The organism is Streptomyces sp. BBFR25 (assembly GCF_044590125.1).
Classification (GTDB): Bacteria; Actinomycetota; Actinomycetes; order Streptomycetales; family Streptomycetaceae; genus Streptomyces; species Streptomyces canus_D.
This window is the reverse complement of the sequence record NZ_CP172447.1, coordinates 7395919-7417204: the sequence shown is the minus strand read 5'-3', so window position 1 is coordinate 7417204 and position 21286 is coordinate 7395919. Positions and strand designations below refer to the sequence as shown.

General features: G+C 72.2%; 17 protein-coding genes. 11 read left to right on the top strand and 6 right to left on the bottom strand.

Annotation, left to right across the window (positions count from 1 at the left end; translation table 11 throughout):
• Positions 1-42: 42 nt before the first annotated feature.
• The gene (locus ACGH52_RS33175; RefSeq protein ID WP_076977390.1) at positions 43-1047 is read right to left on the bottom strand and encodes a multicopper oxidase domain-containing protein; all 1005 of its coding nucleotides are present in this window, start codon (positions 1045-1047) and stop codon (positions 43-45) included.
• 200 nt (positions 1048-1247) lie between these two features.
• On the opposite strand from ACGH52_RS33175, the gene ACGH52_RS33170 reads away from it, so the two are divergent.
• Both ACGH52_RS33170 and ACGH52_RS33165 read left to right on the top strand, forming a co-directional pair.
• The gene (locus ACGH52_RS33170) at positions 1248-3725 is read left to right on the top strand and encodes a ThuA domain-containing protein (protein ID WP_193777770.1); all 2478 of its coding nucleotides are present in this window, start codon (positions 1248-1250) and stop codon (positions 3723-3725) included.
• Between the two features lie 14 nt (positions 3726-3739).
• Positions 3740-5929: an OmpL47-type beta-barrel domain-containing protein gene (locus tag ACGH52_RS33165; RefSeq protein ID WP_121703256.1), complete on the top strand. Its 2190-nt coding sequence runs from the start codon at positions 3740-3742 to the stop codon at positions 5927-5929.
• Positions 5930-5945: 16 nt separating this feature from the next.
• Here the strand turns inward: ACGH52_RS33165 and ligD are convergent, their stop codons facing one another.
• Together ligD and ACGH52_RS33155 are read right to left on the bottom strand one after the other, a co-directional pair.
• A complete protein-coding gene (gene ligD, locus ACGH52_RS33160; RefSeq protein ID WP_076977387.1) occupies positions 5946-6971 on the bottom strand; it encodes a non-homologous end-joining DNA ligase in 1026 nt (341 codons plus the stop codon).
• 94 nt (positions 6972-7065) lie between these two features.
• A complete protein-coding gene (locus ACGH52_RS33155; RefSeq protein ID WP_076977386.1) occupies positions 7066-7404 on the bottom strand; it encodes a hypothetical protein in 339 nt (112 codons plus the stop codon).
• 213 nt (positions 7405-7617) lie between these two features.
• Between ACGH52_RS33155 and ACGH52_RS33150 the strand changes: the two genes are divergently transcribed.
• Positions 7618-8685 carry an ATP-dependent DNA ligase gene (locus ACGH52_RS33150; RefSeq protein ID WP_399944761.1) on the top strand — a complete coding sequence of 356 codons (1068 nt, stop codon included), beginning with the start codon at positions 7618-7620 and terminating at the stop codon, positions 8683-8685.
• 20 nt (positions 8686-8705) lie between these two features.
• Here ACGH52_RS33150 and ACGH52_RS33145 read toward each other — a convergent pair whose 3' ends face one another.
• The gene (locus ACGH52_RS33145) at positions 8706-9896 is read right to left on the bottom strand and encodes a zinc-dependent alcohol dehydrogenase (RefSeq protein ID WP_076977384.1); all 1191 of its coding nucleotides are present in this window, start codon (positions 9894-9896) and stop codon (positions 8706-8708) included.
• 211 nt (positions 9897-10107) lie between these two features.
• On the opposite strand from ACGH52_RS33145, the gene ACGH52_RS33140 reads away from it, so the two are divergent.
• A complete protein-coding gene (locus tag ACGH52_RS33140; protein WP_399944757.1) occupies positions 10108-11076 on the top strand; it encodes a DUF3048 domain-containing protein in 969 nt (322 codons plus the stop codon).
• 31 nt (positions 11077-11107) lie between these two features.
• On the opposite strand, the gene ACGH52_RS33135 is transcribed toward ACGH52_RS33140, so the two are convergent.
• Positions 11108-11572, bottom strand: coding sequence for a MarR family winged helix-turn-helix transcriptional regulator (locus ACGH52_RS33135; RefSeq protein WP_399944755.1), 465 nt, complete (start codon positions 11570-11572; stop codon positions 11108-11110).
• Positions 11573-11781: 209 nt separating this feature from the next.
• Between ACGH52_RS33135 and ACGH52_RS33130 the strand changes: the two genes are divergently transcribed.
• Genes ACGH52_RS33130 through pcaD form a run of 7 tightly spaced genes read left to right on the top strand, consistent with a single transcriptional unit; the run spans position 11782 to position 18268 of the window.
• On the top strand, positions 11782-12537 hold the full coding sequence (locus ACGH52_RS33130; protein WP_399944752.1) for a CoA transferase subunit A: 756 nt from the start codon (positions 11782-11784) through the stop codon (positions 12535-12537).
• Positions 12537-13181 carry a CoA transferase subunit B gene (locus ACGH52_RS33125; RefSeq protein WP_076977381.1) on the top strand — a complete coding sequence of 215 codons (645 nt, stop codon included), beginning with the start codon at positions 12537-12539 and terminating at the stop codon, positions 13179-13181. Before ACGH52_RS33130 ends, ACGH52_RS33125 begins: the two co-directional genes overlap by 1 nt.
• Positions 13178-14380, top strand: a complete 1203-nt coding sequence (locus ACGH52_RS33120) for a thiolase family protein (protein WP_399944749.1) — start codon at positions 13178-13180, stop codon at positions 14378-14380. The genes ACGH52_RS33125 and ACGH52_RS33120 overlap by 4 nt, the downstream gene beginning before the upstream one ends.
• 23 nt (positions 14381-14403) lie before the next feature.
• Complete coding sequence (gene pcaH, locus ACGH52_RS33115) at positions 14404-15177, top strand: protocatechuate 3,4-dioxygenase subunit beta (RefSeq protein ID WP_121703251.1); 774 nt, start codon at positions 14404-14406, stop codon at positions 15175-15177.
• A 6-nt stretch (positions 15178-15183) separates the two neighbouring features.
• Positions 15184-15789 (top strand): protocatechuate 3,4-dioxygenase subunit alpha, encoded by a 606-nt coding sequence (gene pcaG, locus ACGH52_RS33110; RefSeq protein ID WP_121703250.1) that lies wholly within the window; start codon positions 15184-15186, stop codon positions 15787-15789.
• Positions 15786-17144, top strand: a complete 1359-nt coding sequence (pcaB, locus tag ACGH52_RS33105; RefSeq protein ID WP_399944745.1) for a 3-carboxy-cis,cis-muconate cycloisomerase — start codon at positions 15786-15788, stop codon at positions 17142-17144. Before pcaG ends, pcaB begins: the two co-directional genes overlap by 4 nt.
• Positions 17141-18268, top strand: a complete 1128-nt coding sequence (gene pcaD, locus ACGH52_RS33100) for a 3-oxoadipate enol-lactonase (protein ID WP_210974767.1) — start codon at positions 17141-17143, stop codon at positions 18266-18268. The genes pcaB and pcaD overlap by 4 nt, the downstream gene beginning before the upstream one ends.
• 224 nt (positions 18269-18492) lie before the next feature.
• Here pcaD and ACGH52_RS33095 read toward each other — a convergent pair whose 3' ends face one another.
• Complete coding sequence (locus tag ACGH52_RS33095; protein ID WP_399944742.1) at positions 18493-21171, bottom strand: ATP-binding protein; 2679 nt, start codon at positions 21169-21171, stop codon at positions 18493-18495.
• Positions 21172-21286: the final 115 nt, after the last annotated feature.

The following is a 21286-nucleotide window of genomic DNA, read 5'->3' as shown; positions in this document are numbered from 1 at the left end:
AGCTGACCGGCGGCGCCGCTGGCGGCGCCGGGCGGCCTCGGCTCAGTGCTCGTGTTCGTGCGCGGGTGCCTCGCCCGACGCCGTCCCGCCGTGCTCGTGCGGCTCGTACCCGGGGATCGTGCCGTCCGGCTTCTTCACCAGGAACAGGCCCACCATCCCCATGTCGGAGTGGCTCTGCACGTGGCAGTGGTACATCCACGCCCCCGCGCCCACCCCCTCCCCCGCGATGATCTGGAAGCCGAAGGAGTCCGCCGGGCCGGTGATCTTGTTGTCGATGACCCGGCTCGGGTCGTCGGGGCCGGTGAGCAGACCGGTGCGGTTGTCCGCCCAGCGGTGACCGTGCATGTGGAAGGTGTGGTAGTACTCGCCGTGCGTGATCATGACGATCTCGACGCGGTCGCCCACGGTGGCCTCGAAGTCGGGCCCGGTGTGCGGTTTGCGGTTGTTGATGGTCATGTCGTTGAAGACGATCGTGTGTGTGGCGTCCGGCAGCACGTCCCCCTTGCGGCGCACGATCACCGGGCCGTACAGGCCGTTGCGGATGCCCCCGGTGCCGTGTTCGGTGCCGACGACGTGGTCGTGGTAGTGCCAGTAGCCCGCGCTGCCCGGCCGCCAGGTGCCGTCGTCGCGGCGTCCGGGCTTGTGGGTGCGCCAGGTGTAGGTGCGGGTGCCGCCCGGCTCGACGTCGCTCTTGTTCATCGCGGTGCCGTCGCTGGAGATCTCGTAGTCCAGGCCGTGGACGTGCAGACTGGCCCGTACGTCCATCGTGTTGGTGAACTCGATGTGCAGCGTGTCGCCCTCGTTGACCTCGATGAGCGGGCCCGGGACGGATGCCTTGCCCTTCTCGAAGCCGTAGCCCATCTGCCCGTCGGGCAGCTTCTCGGCGTACATCTTGAGGTGTCTCACCTCGCCCCCGGCCGGCGCCGTCCTCGCCGTGACCCCCTGGGCCTCGACTGCCGCGCCCACGGCCTCCGGTGCGACCGACAACGATGTCGCGACGGCCGCGCCGCCCAGCAGTACCCGTCGGTTGAAGCCTCGCCTGTCCATGCCGAACTCCCCACGCCGATACGGAATGTGCGCAGACCCAGGACCTGATTGGCTGTGATGAGCCTGTGGGACCGTACCGGTTGCCGCCGTGTTTATCCACACTCAGGACAAAGTTCGTTCGATCCCGGTCATACCTATTGGCGTACCGCGCAAAGAGGTCTAGCTTCCTTGGCGCTGCTGCCGTGACCGAGGAGGTGCCCATGCCCTTGAGAGGGTTGAGCGCGAGAAGAAGAGGCTGGGCGGCGTGCGCCACCGCCGCTTTCGTCGCCGCGGGACTGCTGGCTGGCCCTGCCGCCAGCGCACGTCCGGCGCCGGACCCATCCCTGACAACGATGTCGATCAAGTCGCCGCCCGGCGGCGCCAACGTACGGGTGCTGATCTTCTACGGTTCCGCCGCGGCCGGGGACGAGTCACCGGTCGTGAACGCCGGTATCTCGGCCATCGAGCGGATCGGTCTTTCCGGGCCTGCCAAGGAGCAGTTCACGGTCGAGGCCACGGACAACGCCAACGTCTTCACCAACGAGAAGAGGCTCGGCCGCTTCAACGCGGTCGTGTTCCTGACCGGCGGCGGTGACGTCCTGACGCCCGCTCAGGAGGCGGGCCTGGAAGCGTACATGGAGGCCGGCGGCGGGTTCGTCGGCGTCCACGACGCGGCCCGCGCGGAGCCGTACTCGGACTGGTTCACCGGTCTGGTCGGCGCCCGCCCGGCCGCCGGAAGCCCGACGAAGGTCCAGCGGGCCACGGTCGAGGTCGGTGACCGGCGGCATCCGGCCACCAAGGACCTGCCGCTGGAGTGGAAGCGCCCCGACGAGTGGCTGAACTGGCAGAAGAACCCGTCCGGTGAGGTCCACACCGTGGCCCGGGTGCGCGAGTCGACGTACGCGCCCGGGACGAGCGCCAACGGGGCCGACCACCCGGTCAGCTGGTGCCGGGACTACGACGGCGGCCGGTCGTTCTACACCGGCATGGGCGGCACGGTGTCGTCGTACGACGAGTCCGACTTCCGCACCCATCTGCGCGGCGCCCTGATGTGGACGACCCGCCTGTCGCAGGCCGACTGCAAGGCGACCATCAACGCCAACTACAAGGCCGAGCGGCTCACCGACCCCAACCAGCCCGGCCAGAACGACCAGATCGGCGAGCCGCACGGCCTGGTCACCGCCCCCGACGGCCGCGTCTTCTACATCGGCCGCGGCGGCACGGACTCCTCCCACCCCGTGGTGACCGACTGGAACGACCCGAACGTCGGCAAGGGCACGGGCGAGATCCACGTCTGGGACCCGAAGACCGACAAGGTCACCCTCGCCGGTGCGCTGACCGTCTTCGGCAACAAGGGCGGCGGCGACGAGCTGACCAAGGTCGAGGAGGGCCTGCTCGGCATCGAGCTGGACCCGAAGTTCGAGGAGAACGGGTGGGTGTACCTGCACTACACCCCGCACTCCCAGATCAACCGGGACACCCACATGGCCGAGCGGCGGGTCTCCCGCTTCACCCTCGACCGGGCGACCAACAAGCTGGACCTGGGCAGCGAGAAGGTGCTGCTGAAGTGGCCGGTGCAGATCCACAGCTGCTGCCACGCGGGCGGCGGGATGGCCTGGGACTCCAAGGGGAACCTGTACATCGCCACCGGTGACAACAACTCCAGTGGTTTCAGCGACGGTTACTCGGGCAACAACCCGCAGCCCAACTTCAAGGGCGTGTCCTTCGCCGACGCGCGCCGCACCGCCGGAAACACCAACAACCTCAACGGCAAGATCCTGCGCATCCACCCGGAGCCGGACGGAACGTACACGCTCCCGGAGGGCAACCTCTTCACCGGCAAGGAGACCGCCGAGGGCGGCGGCAAGACGCGCGGCGAGATCTACGTGATGGGTGTGCGCAACCCGGCGCGCATCTCCGTCGACAAGAAGACCGACACCCTGTACGCGGGCTGGGTCGGCCCGGACGCCGGTGCTCCGTCGCCGACGTGGGGTCCGGCCAAGTACGACACGTTCGCCACCATCACCAAGGCGAGCAACCGCGGCTGGCCGTACTGCATGGGCAACAAGCAGCCGTACCGGGACCGGAACCTGCCGGACCCGTCGAAGCCGCTGGGCTGGTACGACTGCGACCACCCGAAGAACGAGTCGCCGAACAACGACGGCCTGGTGAACCTGCCGCCGGTGACCGGAAACAACATCTGGTACTCGCCGCAGGGCGGCGGCCCCGACTTCCCGCGCGACGAGAACGGCATCCCGTCGTACGAGCAGGACGAGGCCACCTACAAGCTGCCCTGGCTCAAGGGCGGCGGCCAGGCCGCGATGAACGGCCCGCTCTACCGCTACGACGCGGACAGCACCAGTGACACCAAGTGGCCCGCGTACTGGGACGGCAAGTGGTTCGTCGGTGACTTCTACGACGCCGACCAGCCGCGCAACGCGGTGCTGATGGACCCGAAGACGCAGGGCGACGGCGGTCTGCCGGTGCACTCGGAGTCCCTGAAGAAGATCGTGCCGGTCGGCAACGACGGCATCAAGAACCTGATGGGCTGGAAGTTCGGCCCGGACGGCGCGCTGTACGTCCTGGACTACGGCCGCGGCTTCTTCACCTCGGACTCCAAGTCGGCCCTGTGGCGGGTCACCTACGAGGGCGGCGGCCCGACGCCGGCCGCCGGACAGCTGGCGAGGGGGACCGAGTGATACGTCAACGAAGAATGTGGGCCGCGCTGCTGGCCGGCCTGCTGATGGTGCTCGGACTGCAGGCGACGTCCGCCTCCGGACAGCCCGCGGCGGCACCGGCCGCGGCCGCCGCCGACCAGGTGCTGACCTGGACCGCGGGCGACGACATCACCAAGTACACGTCGGCGCCGGAGACGGCGGTGGCCGGACCGGCCACGATCGTCTTCGAGAACAGTGAGGCCACCGGCAACACCACCGGCATGCCGCACACGCTGACGTTCATGACCAGCGACCCCGCGTATAACCAGGACGTCCAGCTGAACATCCTGGCCAACCCGAACGACGCCCAGGGCGGCAAGCACACCGCCGAGGTCACCCTCACCCCGGGCAAGTACATGTACCACTGCACGATCCCGGGCCACGGCCAGATGACGGGTGTGCTCGTGGTCACCGAGGGCGGCGGCGGCGAGGACACCACGGCGCCCGCCACCTCGGCCGACGTGGGCGGTACCCAGAACGCCGACGGCGCGTACGTCGGTTCCGCGACCGTGAGCATCGCCGCCACCGACGAGGGCGGCTCGGGCGTGGAGCGGATCGAGTACGCGCTCGGTGCCGACGGCGCCTGGCAGCCGTACACCACGCCGGTCGTCGTCGACCAGGTCGGTGAGCACGTGGTGCGCTACCGGGCGTTCGACAAGGCGGGCAACGCCGCCGAGGAGAAGAGCGTCACGTTCGCGGTGGCCGCGCCGGACACCGACGACACGACCGCGCCGGAGACCTCGGCGACGGTCAGCGGGGAGAAGAACCCGGACGGCGCGTACATCGACATGGCGACGGTGACCGTCACCGCCTCCGACACCGGTTCCGGGGTCAACACCATCGAGTACGCGGTCGGCGACGGCGCCTGGACGGCGTACACGGCGCCGGTCATGGTGCACGAGGTCGGCGAGCACACGGTGCGCTACCGGGCCACCGACAAGGCGGGCAACGTCGCCGCGGAGAAGAGCGTCGCCTTCACCGTGGTCGCCGCTCCCCCGCAGGACACCACCGCTCCGGTGACCGGCGCGACCGTGGACGGCACCAAGAACTCCGACGGCGCCTACGTCGGCAGTGCGAAGGTGACCGTGAACGCCACGGACGAGGGCGGTTCCGGTGTCGCCGGTGTGGAGTACTCGCTGGACGCCGGGCCCTACCTGGCGTACACCGACCCGGTGGTCGTCGACCGCGTGGGCCGGCACACGGTGGCGTACCGGGCGAGCGACAAGGCGGGCAACACCTCCGAGCCGCTGACCGTGAGCTTCACGGTGGTGGCCGGCGGGGTTCCGGCGCCGCCCTGCCCGGAGTACGACGAGCGCCTCACGGTGATCGTCGGGACGGTCGACTCGGGGGTGCCGAACCGGGTGACCAACAACCGGTGCCGGATCAACGAGATGATCGAGGACGAGAAGGAGTGGACGTCCCAGGCACTCTTCCTCAAGCACGTCCGTGAGGTCATGGACGGCCTCCTGGACGAGGGCGTCGTCGACAGGCGGGAGTACCGGGCGGTCAACAAGGCCGCCAAGCAGTCGAAGATCGGGCTGCCCGGCCAGACCGAGGGCTACCGCACGATCATGGACGGCAGCCAGGAGTCCTTCGGCAAGTGGGAGCAGGTGGGCGGCGGTTCGTTCGGGCTGAACCCGGACGGGTCGATCACGTCCAGCACCAGCACGCCCGGCATGGGCATGCTGTGGTTCCCCGAGCGCAAGTACGGCGACTTCTCGCTGAAGCTCCAGTGGCGTGACGACGCGGCGGGCACCGCGAACACCAACGGCGGCGTCTTCGTGCGCTTCCCGCAGGTGCACGACCACCCGGAGGAGTCGCGTCCGGAGTGGGTCGCCATCAAGTACGGGCACGAGATCCAGGCGTTCGACAGCCCGACCGGCGACATGTACAAGTCCGGTTCCGTCTACGGCTTCGACCGGGTCGGCCTGGCCGGCGCGGGCGTCACCGAGAAGGGCACCTGGAACGACTACGAGATCCGGGTGGTGGACCAGCACTACTCGATCTACCGCAACGGTGTGCTGATCAACGAGTTCGACAACTTCGGCGGGCAGACCTTCTACCCCGAGCGCTCGGACGACCCGGGCACGGACGGGCGGCGGTTCGCCTCCGGCTACGTCGGACTGCAGGTGCACAGCACGTCGGACGTCATCTCGTACCGCGACGTCCGGATCAAGGACCTCTAGGGGTCCGCGTCGTGGCTCAGTCCGGGCCGGGAGCCTTCTTCCTGGCCCGGCTGGGCTGGACCCGGCTCGGCTCGCCCGGCATCTTCGGATACTCGGGCGGGTAGGGCAGATCACCGAGCCCGTGGTCGTGCTCGTCCTTCGTCGCCAGCTCCAGCAGGGCGTCGAGGGAGTACCTCGTTTCGTCCATGCCCGCGTGCACGTCGCCGAGTTCGGCGAAGCGCGCGGGCATCGTCGTGATGTCGAAGTCCTGCGGGTGCGCGACGCCCACCTCGTCCCAGGTCAGCGGCGCGGAGACCGGGGCGCCCGGGCGGGGCCGCACGGAGTAGGCGGAGGCGATGGTGCGGTCGCGGGCGGTCTGGTTGTAGTCGATGAAGATGCGCTCGCCGCGCTCCTCCTTCCACCACTTGATGGTGACCCGCTCGGGCATCCGCCGTTCCATCTCCCGGCCGACGGCGATGGCGGCGCGCCGCACCTGGGTGAAGGTCCAGCGCGGCTCGATCGGCACGAAGACGTGGATGCCGCGCCCGCCGGAGGTCTTGGGCCAGCCGCGCAGCCCGCCGAACTCCTCCAGCACGGCCCGCAGTTCGTGCGCGGCGCGGGCGGCGTCGTCGTAGTCGGTGCCGGGCTGCGGATCGAGGTCGATGCGCAGTTCGTCCGGGTGGTCGACGTCGTCGCGGCGCACCGGCCAGGGGTGGAAGGTGAGGGTGCCGTACTGCGCGGCCCACAGCACCGCCGCCTCCTCGGTGGGGCACATCTCGTCGGCGCTGCGTCCGCTGGGGAAGGTGATGTGCGCGGTAGGAATCCAGTCGGGCATGCCCTTGGGCGCGCGTTTCTGGTAGAACCACTCGCCGGTGACGCCGTCCGGGTAGCGCTGCAGCGTGGTGGGCCTGTCCCGCAGGGCGCGCAGGATGCCGGGGGCGACGGCCTGGTAGTAGCGGGCCACGTCCAGCTTGGTGTACCCGTGCTCCGGGAAGAACACCTTCTGCGGACTGGACAGCCGCACGGTCCGCCCACCCACCTCAAGCTCCACCGCTTCCGCCATGCGAGCCACGGTAGGCGTGCCGCCTTCGCTTCGCATATCGGACGTCACGGAGCAGACAGCACGCAGCCCACGGCTTGCGCGGGAGGTCGGCCGTCTACTTGCCGACGCTGATCCGGTCGTTGTCGAGGAGCGCGGTGTGAGTGGCAGCGGTGATGATCAACAGGACCATGAGGAATCCCGGGACGGGGTTGGTGTCATCGGCGTCGGGGCTGATCGCGATGGCGGCGGAGAAGACGGCGACCTCCCCGACGATGTACACCCCCGCCAACCAGGGCTTGACCACGCCCTTGACCGCGGCCACGACGAACGGAACGGCGGCGGCGAGCCCCAGGGTGACGACCGGAACCAGTGTCCAGATCACCTTGGCCAGGCTCGACGCGTACATGCGAGGGCGGGCCGGTGTGAGCGGCGCGTTGAGGTAGGGGCTGGCCATGGATTCTCCCTTTGCGTCGACGACGTGCAGGAAGTGTGGCGTCAAGGTGTCGAGCTGTCCGGCCGATTCGACAGGCTCGACCCGATCGAGTGAGCGAGGCGGCAGAGTCGCCTCCGATGAAGGCTCACGAGACGTCCACTCGCCTGACGACGGCGATGTCCCGGTGCGGCGCTCGACAGGCGGGATGCCGTCGGCGGCGCGCAGAATCGGACCATGGATCTCCCCATCATGCCGCCCGTGAAGCCGATGCTTGCCAAGTCCGTGGTGAAGATTCCGCCGGGGATGCACTACGAGGCGAAGTGGGACGGGTTTCGGGCCATCGTGTTTCGGGACGGGGCCGAGGTGGAGCTGGGCAGTCGGACCGGCAAGCCGCTGACCAGGTACTTTCCGGAGTTGGTGGCGGCGGTGCGGGAGCGGTTGCCCGAGCGGTGCGTGGTGGACGGGGAGATCGTGATCGCGCGGGACGGGCATCTGGACTTCGACGCGCTCACCGAACGGATCCATCCGGCGGACTCCCGGGTGCGGACGCTGGCGGAGCGCACTCCGGCCTCGCTGGTGGCCTTCGACCTGCTGGCGCTGGACGACGAGTCCCTGCTCGACGTGGGGCTGGCCGACCGGCGGGCGCTGCTGGTGCGGGCGCTGGCCGGGGTGACGCCGCCGGTGCACGTGGCGCCGGCGACGGACGACATCGAGGTGGCCCGGCAGTGGTTCGAGCAGTATGAGGGGGCCGGTCTGGACGGGGTGGTCGCCAAGCCGCTGGACCTGCGTTACCGGCAGGACGAGCGGGCCATGTTCAAGATCAAGCACGAGCGGACGGCGGACGTGGTGGTGGCCGGTTACCGCTTCCACAAGAGCGGGCCCGTGGTGGGCTCGCTACTGCTCGGGCTGTACGACGACCGGGGTGTGCTCCAGCACGTGGGGGTGTGCGCCGCGTTCACCATGAAGCGCCGGGCCGAACTGGTGGCGGAGCTGGAGCCGCTGCGCATGGACGACGCCGGCGGTCATCCGTGGGCCAGGTGGGCCGAGGAGGCCGCCCACGAGTCGGCGCGGCTGCCCGGCGCTCCCAGCCGGTGGTCCGGCAAGAAGGACCTGTCCTGGGTGCCGCTGCGCCCCGAGCGGGTCGTCGAGGTGGCGTACGACCACATGGAGAACGGGGCGCGTTTCCGGCACACGGCCCGCTTCCGCCGCTGGCGCCCGGACCGGGCCCCCGAGAGCTGCACCTACGCGCAGCTGGAGGAGCCGGTCCGGTACGACCTGGCGGAGATCCTGGGCGGGCCCTGACCCGGTGGGCCCCGCGCCGCCTACGGCTTCATCAGCACCTTGACCGCGCCGTCCTGCTTCTTCTGGAACATCTCGTACGCGTGCGGCGCGTCCGTCAGCGGCACCCGGTGGGTGGCGAAGCCGTCGACACCGAGCGGGTCCTGGTCGGTCAGGTACGGGACGATCTCGTCGCTCCAGCGGCGTACGTTGGCCTGGCCCATCCGCAGCTGGACCTGCTTGTCGAACAGGGTGAGCATCGGCATCGGGTCGGCCATGCCGCCGTACACGCCGGACAGCGAGATGGTGCCGCCGCGGCGCACCAGGTCGATCGCGGTGTAGAGGGCGGCGAGCCGGTCGACGCTGAACCGCTCCGCCAGGGGACCGCCGATGGCCCGGGGGATCACCGCGGCGGTCTGCTGCACCAGCTTGGCCACCGCGCCGCCGTGCGCCTCGGTGCCGACCGCGTCGATCACGGCGTCGGGGCCGCGGCCGTCCGTCCGGTCCTGGATCGCGGCGACGAGTTCCTTCTCGTTGTCGAAGGACCGCAGGTCGTACGTCTCCACGCCCCGGGCGCGGGCCCGCTCCAGCCGCTCGGGCACGAGGTCCACGCCGAACACCTTCTCGACGCCCTTGAGCCGGGCGATCCGGCAGGCCATGTCGCCGATCGGGCCGAGGCCCAGTACGGCGAGGCTGCCGCCCTGCGGGACGCCCGCGTAGGCGACCGCCTGCCAGGCGGTGGGCAGGACGTCGGAGAGATAGACGAAGCGGTCGTCGGCCGGGCCCTCGGGCACCTTGATCGGACCGTACTGGGCCTGCGGCACGCGCAGGTACTCGGCCTGCCCGCCGGGCACCGCGCCGTACAGCCGGGTGTAGCCGAAGAGCGGGGCGCCCATGCCCTCGCCGGTGACCTGGGTGGTCTCGCACTGGGTCGGCAGCCCGGTGTCGCACATGTAGCAGTGTCCGCACGCGATCTGGAACGGGACCACGACCCGGTCGCCGGGCCTCAGGTTGGTCACCTCCGGACCGACCTCCTCCACGATGCCCATCGGCTCGTGGCCGAGGATGTCGCCCGGCGTCATGAACGGCGTGAGCACTTCGTAGAGGTGCAGGTCGGAGCCGCACAGTCCGGACGAGGTGACGCGGATGACCGCGTCGGTCGGTTCCTCGATCCTCGGGTCCGGCACGTCCTCGACCCGCACGTCCCGCTTGCCCTGCCATGTCACTGCCTTCATCGCCCCGCGCTCCCTCCGTCGCCGTGCGCGTCGGTTCTGCGTGGCGGCCGGGTACCCCAGGGCTCCCGTCGCCGAACCCGGCGGTCTTTTCGGCCGAACAGCGGATTATCTGTCCCGTTCCGTGTGCCGTATCGGATTCGGTCAGGTATGGCACTAAATGCTTCAAGAAGCGCACAATCAATGACACGGGATGGGTGGACGGATGGTCGGGATGCGACGAGGGACGCGCGCAGGGCGGTATTCCGCCCTGCTGACGGCGGCGGTGGCGGTCTCGCTGGCCGCGGCGGGCTGCACGGCGGGCCCCGGACGTGAGGACGACGGGCGGGCGCCGGAACCGGAGCGCTCGCACAGCGCGGCCCCCGCCTCCGGCCCCGCGCTCGCCGTGAAGGTGGACAACGTGCGCGCGGCCCGCCCGCAGTCGGGTCTGGAGGCCGCGGACGTCGTCTACGCCGAGCCGGTGGAGGCCGGACTGAGCCGGCTGATGGCGATCTACGCCACGGAGCTGCCCGCGTCGGTGGGGCCGGTGCGCAGCGCCCGCGAGTCCGACCTGGAGCTGCTCGGCCAGTTCGACCGGCCGGTGCTGGCGTTCTCCGGCGCGCAGCGCAAGCTGCTGCCGCTGATCGACAAGGCGCCCCTGCGCGCGGAGCCGCCGGGCGAGGACTCCGACGCCTACGTCCGCGCCGCGGACCGGCAGGCCCCGCACAACCTGTACCTGCGGCCCGGCGAGCTGCTCCCGGAGCCCTCGGGGAAGGCGGCCCTCACCACTGGGTTCACCTACGGCAAGGCCCCCGCGGGCGGCCGGGCGGAGTCCTCGCACACGGTGCGCTACCCCTCGGCGAGCTTCACGTTCACCTGGTCCGGCAGCCGGGACCGGTGGCTGGTCTCCCTGGACGGCGACCCGGCCCGCACGGCCGACGGCGGGCGGCTGGCCCCGGCCACGGTCGTCGTGCAGCACGTGAAGGTGCGCGAGTCGGACTTCCGCGACTTCCGCGGCAGCAACTCGCCCTACGTCGAGTCGGTGGGCTCCGGGAAGGCCGAGGTACTGCGCGACGGGCGCGCGTACGAGGCGACCTGGAAGCGGGGGGCGGCCGCGGACGGCACCACCTTCACCACCGGGGAAGGCAATCCGCTGAACTTCGCCGAGGGCCAGGTGTGGGTGGTCTTCGCGGGCGACTCCTGAGCCGCCCGCGCCCGTCCGACGGCGGCGCCGGTCAGCCCGGTGCCGCCGTCGGCTCCGCCGGGTTGCGCAGCCCCTCCGCGGCGTCCGCGACCCGGCGGACGAGGTCGACGAACACCGTCTGCTCGTCGGGGGCGAGCGGGGCCAGGAACACCTGGTTCATGCGGGCGATGCGCACGCCCAGCCTGCGGTGCACGCGCAGCCCCTCGTCGGTGAGCCGGAGCAGGGACCGGCGGCCGTCCTGCGGGTCCCGGACCTTGTCGAGCAGCCCGCGGCGGCCGAGCCGGCTGACCACCTCGGCGATGGTGGACCGGTCCAGGCCCACCCTCTCCCCCACGGTGCGCTGGTCCAGTCCCGGCTCGGCGACGAGGGCGTTGAGGACGGCGTACTGCGGCGAGGTGGTCTCCTCCGAGACCATCGTGTTCCACAGCAGGTAGTGCGCCTGCTGCAGCCGCCTGGCCAGGTGGCCGGGGTGGGTGGTCAGATCGACCGCTGCCATGCGCACACTCCCGTGGTCACTTTCATCGGTGCACTGACGATACACGGCGCCCAGCACGAGCGCCGGGGAACACCTCATACGATCTACCTCGCACTTTGCGGGTCTTGACGCCCCGGCCGCCCGGTGGCAGCGTGTGGGCCACCTCGCTTAAATACTCAGTGCCCTGACTATCTCCTCCCGGGGCGCGCGGAAGAGATGGGGCTTCTCGGATGGACAAGGTGGTGGCCACGGCCGGTGCGGCGGTGGCCGACGTACCCGACGGCGCGTCGCTCGCGGTGGGCGGTTTCGGGCTGAGCGGTGTGCCGAACGTGCTGATCCAGGCGCTGTACGAGCGCGGGACCGGCGGGCTGTCGGTGGTCTCCAACAACTGCGGGGCGATGGACTCCGGGCTGGCCGTCCTGCTGGCCGCCGGGCGCATCGCCCGTGTGACCGGGTCCTACATCGGCGCGAACAAGGAGTTCGCGCGCCAGTACCTCGGTGGGGAGCTGGAGGTGGAGATGATCCCGCAGGGCACCCTGGCCGAGCGGCTGCGGGCCGGTGGCGCGGGGATACCCGCCTTCTACACCCCCGCCGGGGTCGGCACCCAGGTCGCCGACGGCGGACTGCCGTGGCGGTACGACGGCTCGGGCGGGGTCGCGCTGGCCTCGCCGCCGAAGGAGGTCCGCGAGTTCGACGGGACCCAGTACGTGCTGGAGCGCGGCATCCGCACCGACTTCGCGCTGGTCCGCGCGGCGAAGGGCGACCGCCACGGCAACCTGGTCTTCGCGAAGTCGTCCCGGAACTTCAACCCGCTGGCCGCGATGGCCGGACGGGTGACGGTCGCCGAGGTGGAGGAGCTGGTCGAGCCGGGCGGGATCGACCCGGACGCGGTGCACCTGCCGGGGATCTTCGTCCAGCGGGTGGTGGCGCTCACTGCGGAGCAGGCCACCGACAAGAAGATCGAGAAGCGGACGGTGAGTTCCTGATGCCATGGACGCGTGAACAGATGGCCGCGCGGGCCGCGCTGGAGCTGCGGGACGGCCAGTACGTCAACCTCGGCATCGGCCTGCCCACCCTGATCCCGAACTACCTCCCCGAGGGCGTCGAGGTCACCCTGGAGTCGGAGAACGGCATCCTGGGCACCGGCCGGTACCCCACCGAGGCCGAGGTCGACCCCGACCTGATCAACGCGGGCAAGGAGACGGTCACGGTCCGGCCGGGCGCCGCCTTCTTCGACTCGGCCCTGTCCTTCGGCATGATCCGGGGCGGGCACATCGACGTGGCGGTGCTCGGCGCGATGCAGGTCTCCGCCGCCGGCGACCTCGCGAACTGGGCGATCCCGGGCAAGATGATCACCGGGATCGGCGGCGCGATGGACCTCGTCCACGGCGCCCGCACCGTCATCGTGGTCATGACCCACACCGCCAAGGACGGCTCCCCCAAGATCCTTGCGGAATGCGCCCTGCCGCTCACCGGCAAGGCCTGTGTCGACCGCGTCATCACCGACCTCGGCGTCCTCGACGTCACCGACGACGGCCTGGTCCTGGTGGAGACCGCGCCGGGAGTGAGCGTCGACGAGGTCGTCGCCAAGACCGATGCCGAACTCGTCGTCCCGGAGGGCCTGAAGTGAAGGACGTCTACATCGTCGACGCGGTGCGCACCCCGTTCGGCAAGTACAACGGCGGCCTGGCGGGCGTCCGCCCGGACGACCTGGCCGCGCACGCGATCCGTGCACTCCTCGGCCGCACCCCCGGCCTGGACCCGTCCCGGATCGACGACGTGTACTTCGGCAACGCGAACGGCGCAGGCGAGGAAAACCGCAACGTCGCGCGCATGGCCGCCCTCCTGGCCGGCCTGCCCACCACCGTTCCCGGCGTGACGGTGAACCGGCTGTGCGCGTCCGGCCTCGAAGCGGTGATCCAGGCCGCCCGTGCCATCGCCGTCGGCGACGCCTCGGTCGCTCTCGCGGGCGGCGTGGAGTCGATGACGCGGGCGCCGTACGTGCTGCCCAAGTCGGACCGGCCCTTCCCCGCCGGGCACACCGAGATGTACTCGACCACCCTGGGCTGGCGGATGGTCAACCCGGCGATGGACCCGCAGTGGACGATCCCGCTCGGCGAGTCGGCTGAGCTGATCGCGGACAAGCACGGGATCACCCGCGAGCAGCAGGACGAGTACGCCCTCGCCTCGCACCACAAGGCTGCCCGCGCCCGGGCCGACGGCCTGTTCGACGCCGAGCTGGCGCCCGTACCCGTACCGCGGCGCAAGGGCGAGCCGGTGGACTTCGCCGCCGACGAGTGCGTACGCGCCGACGCCTCCCTGGAGGCGATGGGGAGGCTGAGGCCGTCCTTCCGCGATACCGGGGGCACCGTGACCGCCGGGAACGCCTCCCCGCTCAACGACGGCGCCGCCGCCCTGCTCCTGGTCGACGAGGAGGGTCTGCGGGCCACCGGACGCGAGCCGCTCGCCCGGGTCTCGGCCACCGGGGTCTCGGCGACCGACCCGCAGTACTTCGGCCTCGCGCCCGTCGAGGCGGTGAACCGGGCGCTGGCCAGGGCCGGACGGACCTTCGCCGACCTGGACGTGCTGGAACTCAACGAGGCCTTCGCCGCCCAGGTGCTGGGCTGCGTCGCCGAGTGGCCCAAGTTCGACCCCGCGGTCCTCAACCCGCGGGGTGGCGCCATCGCCCTCGGCCACCCCCTCGGCGCCTCCGGCGCCCGCCTCGCCGGCACCGTCGCCCACCAGCTCGCCCGCAAGGGCGGCGGCACCGGCGTCGCCACCCTCTGCATCGGCGTCGGCCAGGGCCTCGCCCTCGTCCTCGACCGCTAGCCACGTCACCCACGGGAATCACGATGACTCTCACCCAGCACGACATCGACGCGGAGATCGCGGCCGAGCACGCCGCCTACGAGAAGCGGGTCGCCGACGGCGCGCCCGTCGAGCACCACCCGCGCCGCGACTACGCCCCGTACCGCTCCTCGGTGCTGCGCCACCCGAAGCAGCCGCCGATCGCCATCGACGTCACCAAGGACCCGGAGCTGGTGGAGCTGTCCTCCCCCGCCTTCGGGGAGCGGGACATCACCGGCATCGACAACGACCTGACCCGGCAGCACACCGGTGAGCCGGTCGGCGAGCGCATCACCGTCTCCGGCCGCCTCCTCGACCGCAGCGGCAGGCCCGTGCGCGGACAGCTCGTGGAGATCTGGCAGGCCAACTCGGCCGGACGCTACGCCCACCAGCGCGAGCAGCACGACGCTCCCCTGGACCCGAACTTCACCGGCGTCGGCCGCACCCTCTCCGACGACGACGGCTTCTACCGCTTCACCACCGTGCAGCCCGGCCCCTACCCGTGGCGCAACCACGTCAACGCCTGGCGCCCGGCGCACATCCACTTCTCCGTGTTCGGCTCGGCGTTCACCCAGCGCCTGGTCACGCAGATGTACTTCCCGAACGACCCGCTGTTCCCGTACGACCCGATCCTGCAGTCGGTGACGGACGACGCGGCGCGGCAGCGGCTGATCGCGACGTACGACCACAGCCTGTCGGTGCCGGAGTTCTCGCTCGGCTACCACTGGGACATCGTGCTGGACGGCCCGAACGCCACCTGGATCGAAGAAGGACGCTGACCCGCCATGACGAGGATCGACACCAGCAGCGCGGAGACCGTGCCGCCCACGCCTTCGCACACGGTCGGCCCGTTCTACGGGTACGCGCTGCCCTTCCGCGGCGGCGAGGACATCGCGCCCGCCGGACACCCGGACACGATCACCGTGCACGGGTACGTGTACGACGGCGAGGGCGAGCCGCTGCCCGACGCCCTGCTGGAGCTGTGGGGGCCGGACCCCGAGGGCCGGGTGCCGACCGCCGACGGCTCGATGCGGCGCGACCCCGCCTCCGGTGGCTTCCTGGGCCGCAACGGCGTGGAGTTCACCGGCTTCGGGCGCATCCAGACCGACGCGAACGGCCACTGGTACGCGCGGACGCTGCGGCCCGGGGCACGCGGGCAGAGCGCGCCGTACGTGAGCGTGTGCGTGTTCGCGCGCGGGCTGCTGGTGCACCTGTTCACCCGGATCTACCTGCCGGGCGAAGCGGCCGTGCTCGCCGCCGACCCGCTGCTGTCCCGGGTGCCGACCCAGCGCCGCGACACGCTGATCGCGGCGGACGAGGGCCACGGCACGTACCGTTTCGACATCCGCCTTCAGGGCGAGGGCGAGACGGTCTTCCTGGAGTTCCAGTGACATCACCTGCCGACCCCGCCGAGGTCGACGCCGCCGCCGACACGGGCCTGCTCGCCCCCGGGTGGGCGGGCTCGCCGGCCGCCTCCGCGACCGGTGACCGCGCGTATCTGCGGGCCCTGCTCGACGCGGAGACGGCGCTGACCCGTGCCCAGGCCGCGCTGGGGCTCGCCCCGGCCGAGGCGGCGGACGCGGTGGGCGCGGCCGCCGCCGACCCGGACGCCTTCGACGCGCGCTCGCTGGCCGAGCGGGCCCGGGGCGGCGGGAACCCGGTCATCCCCCTGGTGGCCGATCTGACGCGGGCGGTCGGCGAGCCGTACGGGCCGTATGTGCACCGGGGTGCGACCAGCCAGGACATCCTGGACACGGCGACGATGCTGGTCGCCGCCCGCACCCTGGACCTGCTGCTGCCCGACCTCGCCCGCACGGAACGGGCGCTGGCCCGGCTGGCCGCCGAGCACCGGGACACGCCGATGCCGGGCCGGACGCTCACCCAGCACGCCGTGCCGACGGCCTTCGGACTGAAGGCGGCCGGATGGCGCGCGCTGGTGCTGGACGCACGGGACCGGATCACGGCGGTGCGCGACGCACTGCCCGCCCAACTCGGCGGTGCGGCGGGAACCCTGGCCGCCTTCGCGGCGTACGGCGCGACGGACCCGCTCGCGCTTCCGGCGGCCTACGCGCGCGAACTGGGCCTGCGCGAGCCCCTGTTGCCCTGGCACACGCTGCGCACCCCCGTCGCCGACCTGGCCTGCGCCCTCGCCTTCACCGCGGGGGCGCTAGGGAAGGTCGCCGCGGACGTGCTGACGCTGTCCCGCACCGAGATCGGCGAGGTCGCCGAGGGCAGCGGGGGCGGCTCGTCGGCGATGCCGCACAAGGCCAATCCGGTGCGGTCCACGCTGATCGCGGCGGCCGCCCGGCGCGCACCGCAGCTCGCGGCCACGCTGTACGGCTCGCTGGCCGCCGAGGACGAGCGGCCGGCCGGGGCCTGGCACGCCGAGTGGGAGCCGCTGCGGGACCTGCTGCGCCTGACCGGCGGCGCGGCCCGGGACGCCGCGGAGCTGGCCGAGGGGCTGCGGGTGCGCCCGGACGTGATGCGGGCGCACCTCGGGCTCACCCACGGGCTGATCGTCTCGGAGCGGCTCTCGGCCGAACTGGCGCCGGTGCTGGGGCGGGCCCGCGCCAAGGAACTGCTCACCGAACTGGCGGCGCGCGCCTACGCCGAGGACCGCAGCCTGGGCGAACTGCTGGCCCAGGTACCGGAGTTGCGGGAACTCGACCTGGCCGCCGCGACCGACCCCGCCCGCTACACGGGGGCCGCCGCCGCCCTCACCGACCGTGCTCTGGAGCGACGTTGACCCTCACCCTCAACCACCTGTCCGAAGGCCCCGATTCCGCTCCCCCGCTGCTGCTCGGCCCGTCGCTGGGCACCTCGTACGCGCTGTGGGACCAGGTGGCGCCCGAACTGTCCATCGGGCACCGCGTGATCCGCTGGGACCTGCCGGGGCACGGAGGTTCACCGGCCGAGCTGATCGGGCCCGGCGCCACCGTCGCGGACCTGGCCGACCTGGTGCTCGCGCTCGCCGACTCGCTCGGGGTGGAGCGGTTCGCCTACGCCGGGGTGTCCCTGGGCGGCGCGGTGGGACTGCACCTGGCCGTGCACCGTCCGGAGCGGGTGTCGTCCCTGGCGGTGATCTGCTCGTCGGCGCACTTCAACGGCGCGCAGCCGTGGGAGGAGCGGGCGGCGCGGGTGCGCGAGGAGGGGCTGGGGCGGCTCGCGGAGAGCGCCGACGCGCGGTGGTTCACTCCGGGGTTCACCGTGCCGGGGCTGGTCCGGGACCACCGGGAGGCCGATCCGGGCGCGTACGCGGCGTGCTGCGACGCGCTGGCCGCGTTCGACCTGCGGGACCGACTCGGGGAGATCTCCGCGCCGACGCTGCTGATCGCGGGGCGCGAGGACCCGGCCACGCCGCCCGCGCACCTGCGGGAGATCGCCGACACGGTGCCGGGCGCGACGCTGACGGAGATCCCGGGCGCCTCGCACCTGGCGCCGGCCGAGCGGCCGGAGGCGGTGCTGACGGCGCTGCGGGCCCACTTCGACGGCGGGGCCCGGCGGGGCATGGCGGTGCGGCGCGAGGTGCTGGGCGACGCGCACGTGGACCGGGCGCAGGGGCGGCAGACGCCGTTCACCGCTCGCTTCCAGGACTTCATCTCGCGCTACGCCTGGGGCGAGATCTGGACCGACGAGACGCTCTCGCGCCGCGAGCGCAGCATGGTCACGCTGACGGCACTGGTCGCGCACGGCCACTACGAGGAGCTGGCCATGCATGTGCGGGCGGCACGGCGCAACGGACTGACGCCGGACGAGATCGGGGCGGTGCTGCTCCAGACGGCGGTGTACTGCGGGGTACCGGCGGCCAACTCGGCGTTCGCGACGGCCCAGCGGGTGCTGGCCGAGGAGACGGACGCCGCCGCCGAGTGAGCGCGCTCGGCGCGGTCTGGGCGGGCGTCAGCCTGCGTGTCCCGGCCGGTGCGCGTCGCTGACGCAGATCCGATCGGACTCCGCACCTGACACCGGCCGAGCGGCCGGAGGCGGCGCTGACGGCACTGCGGGACGCACTACGCCCGCCACGGCCCAGCGGGTGCCAGCCGAGGAGACGGACGACGCCGCCGAGTGAGCGCGCTCGGCGTGGTCTGGGTGGGGCGTCAGCTCGCGTGGTCCGCTGCCAGGGCCTGGCGGGCGCGGGCCGCGAGGCCGTCGGCGCCGCAGGAGTCGGCCAGGGCCAGGCCCCGGTTCAGCTCGGCCGCCGAGCGGGACGCGATGCCGTACTCCACGCGGGCGGCGGCGTGCTCGTACTGGCAGGGTGAGGCCTCCAGGTAGGCGACGGCCTGGGCGGCCAGCCGGACCGCGCGCTGGCCGGTCTCCAGTGCGGCGGCGCAGCGCAGGGCCTCTCCTATCGCCGTGTCCGTGCCGAAGCGCTCGGCCTGGCGGCGGGCGTCCGCGGCCAGTTGGGCGGCGCGGCCGGGGTCCTCGGTGGCCAGCGCCCGCGCCAGTTCGGTCGCCCAGGGGACGACCACCGGGTTGTGCCGGCCGCGCGCCGCGGCGGCCTTCTCGGCGGCCTCCAGTTCGTTGACGGCCTCCTTGGTCCGGCCGGTGGCGAGCAGCAGCCGAGCGCGCACCGGGCGGGGGTCGGGCAACACGATCGTCGACGGGTAGGGCGGTGCGAAGCCGTACTGGTCGGCGAGGGTCCGGGCCTCCTCGACGTGGCCGCGGGCGAGCAGGGTGTCGATCAGGTTGCAGATCGCCGACCAGTACAGCGGCAGGCCGCGGCCGACGCGCTCGGCGATGCGCAGTGACTCGCGCAGCGACTGCTCGGCCTCCTTGAGGCGGCCCCTCCTGCGGTGGCCGAGACCGACGTAGGCGTGCGCCAGGGAGAGGTGGCCGCCGCTCCAGCCCGCGCTCTCGTAGGCGCGCAGAGCCTCGGTGAACAGGGCCTCGGCGCGGTCGAGCCGGTCGGCGTAGGCGTAGGAACTGGCCAGCATCATCGGCAGTTCCAGGCCCCACTCGGTGTCGGTCCAGCCGAGTCCGGGAGCGAGGCGGCCGTTGACCAGGGCGCGGTCGCACAGTTCGACGACCTCTTCGGCGCTCTCGCCGTGGGTCATGGCGTCGAAGCCGCGCAGGATGAGCAGGGCGCGCTCGGCGTTGTCGCGGCCGGTGCAGGTGGCGGCGAGTTCGGCCAGGCGGGCGGAGCGGTGGGGCGATGAGGTCTCGCCCGCGTGGATGCCCTCCCACATGTACTGGGCGGCCTGGAGGCGCAGCCGCGCCGAGGGGTCCGGGTTGCGGGCGGCCTCCGCCTCGACGGTGCGGACGGCCTCCTCCAGCTGGTCGTTGTGGAGGAGGGCCTGGGAGAGCCGGAAGACGGCGTCCACGCGCTGCTCGCCTTCGAGGCCGGGCATGGCGAGCGCGGTGCGCAGGTGGCCGATGGTGGTGGCGGGCGCGGTCAGGAGCGTGGCGCAGCCCAGCTCGAACAGCACGCGGGCGTGGGATTCCGGCAACGGCGGTTCCTGCAGGGCCCGTTCAAGGCAGCGCCGGGCCGCGTCGGGGGCTCCGACGGCGAGGTGCTCGCGGGCGGCCTCGCGCAGTTGGGCCACGACCTCCTGGTCGTCGTCTGGGTGCACCTTGAGCAGGTGCCGGGAGGCGGCGGCCGCGCCGAGCCCGGAGTCGGCGACCAGTTGGGCCGCTATGCCGTGCATCGCCGTGCGCAGGGCGTCGGGGATGGAGTTGTAGACGGCGGTGGCGATCAGCGGGTGGACGAACTCCAGCTCCCCCGCGCCCGGCTGACCGGCGGTGGCGTCGGGTACGGACAGGATCCGGGCGCCCCTGAGCAGTTCGGCGCAGCGGGCGGCGTCGGCCCGGTCCAGGGTGGCGAGCCGGGCCACCATGTCGACGGTGATGCCGCCGCCGAGGATGGCCGCGGCCCAGGCGAACCGGGTGGAGTCGACGCCGAGTTGCTCCAGGCGGGCGACGAGGCCGCCGCCGCGGGCGGTGCGGTTCAGGGCGCGCAGTTCGGCGGCCTCCGCCTCGACGGGTTGCAGTTCGCTGTCCTGGACCTTGGCGAGGAGTTCGACGGTCTCGTAGGGGTTGCCGCCGGTGACGGCCCAGACCTCGCGGCAGAAGGCGGCGTCGGCGTGGTCGCCGAGCGTGGCGCGGGTGAGTCCGGCCGTCGCTTCCGGGGTGAGGGCGTTCAGCGGGGCGAGGGGCCTGCCCACGGCGGTGGCCGCCTCCAGGTGACGGGCGCTGTCGCCGCTGACGTCGCCGGGGCGGCGGGCGATGACGACCAGGACGGAGGTCTCGTCGAGCCGTTCGGCGAGCGCGGCGAGCCAGCGCAGGGTCTCCTGGTCGGCCCAGTGCGCGTCGTCGATCAGCAGCACCAGCGGCCATTCCCGGCGGGAGAGCCTGCGTACGGCGGCGACCAGGCCGTCGCACACGCCCTGCGGGTCGGCCTGCCGCTCGCCGGGGTCCGCTATGCCGAGGGCGGGACCGGCGATGTCGTACCAGTCGCCGAGGTACTCGCGGGCCTCCTCGGGGAGCATGGACACCAGGGCGGGCTGGAGCAGTTGGCGCACCACGTTGAAGGGAACGGACCTGAGGGTCTCGCCGCCGCGTGCCGACCAGACGGTGCAGCCCCGGGCCTCGGCGATGCGGCGGGTCTCGGCGAGCAGCGCCGTCTTGCCTACCCCGGCCTCGCCTCGGGCCTCCAGCAGGGCGCCGGGGGACGAGCGGTCCGCGCACAGGGTGTCCACCGCACGCGTGATGGTGGCGATTTCCTCGTCGCGCTCCCAGAGGGAGGCCGGGACGGCGCCCACCCGCCGTACCTCCGTCATCCCGCTACCTCCCCGAGTCGCCCGAATGACGTACAGAGCCTGAGCCTAGCCCTCCGATCGCGCAAGTGGTGGGTGCTCCGCCGACCGGTTGCCGTGACGGGTGACATGCGGTAAA

Excerpts from the sequence above, each read along its gene's own strand:
- pcaG (WP_121703250.1), top strand. The coding sequence starts at position 15,184 with ATGACGAGGATCGACACCAGCAGCGCGGAGACCGTGCCGCCCACGCCT.
- ACGH52_RS33135 (WP_399944755.1), bottom strand. The coding sequence starts at position 11,572 with ATGGCAGCGGTCGATCTGACCACCCACCCCGGCCACCTGGCCAGGCGG.
- ACGH52_RS33095 (WP_399944742.1), bottom strand. The coding sequence starts at position 21,171 with ATGACGGAGGTACGGCGGGTGGGCGCCGTCCCGGCCTCCCTCTGGGAG.
- ligD (WP_076977387.1), bottom strand. The coding sequence starts at position 6,971 with ATGGCGGAAGCGGTGGAGCTTGAGGTGGGTGGGCGGACCGTGCGGCTG.
- ACGH52_RS33175 (WP_076977390.1), bottom strand. The coding sequence starts at position 1,047 with ATGGACAGGCGAGGCTTCAACCGACGGGTACTGCTGGGCGGCGCGGCC.
- ACGH52_RS33140 (WP_399944757.1), top strand. The coding sequence starts at position 10,108 with ATGCGACGAGGGACGCGCGCAGGGCGGTATTCCGCCCTGCTGACGGCG.
- ACGH52_RS33125 (WP_076977381.1), top strand. The coding sequence starts at position 12,537 with ATGCCATGGACGCGTGAACAGATGGCCGCGCGGGCCGCGCTGGAGCTG.
- ACGH52_RS33170 (WP_193777770.1), top strand. The coding sequence starts at position 1,248 with ATGCCCTTGAGAGGGTTGAGCGCGAGAAGAAGAGGCTGGGCGGCGTGC.
- ACGH52_RS33150 (WP_399944761.1), top strand. The coding sequence starts at position 7,618 with ATGGATCTCCCCATCATGCCGCCCGTGAAGCCGATGCTTGCCAAGTCC.
- ACGH52_RS33145 (WP_076977384.1), bottom strand. The coding sequence starts at position 9,896 with ATGAAGGCAGTGACATGGCAGGGCAAGCGGGACGTGCGGGTCGAGGAC.
- pcaH (WP_121703251.1), top strand. The coding sequence starts at position 14,404 with ATGACTCTCACCCAGCACGACATCGACGCGGAGATCGCGGCCGAGCAC.
- ACGH52_RS33130 (WP_399944752.1), top strand. The coding sequence starts at position 11,782 with ATGGACAAGGTGGTGGCCACGGCCGGTGCGGCGGTGGCCGACGTACCC.
- ACGH52_RS33165 (WP_121703256.1), top strand. The coding sequence starts at position 3,740 with ATGTGGGCCGCGCTGCTGGCCGGCCTGCTGATGGTGCTCGGACTGCAG.
- ACGH52_RS33155 (WP_076977386.1), bottom strand. The coding sequence starts at position 7,404 with ATGGCCAGCCCCTACCTCAACGCGCCGCTCACACCGGCCCGCCCTCGC.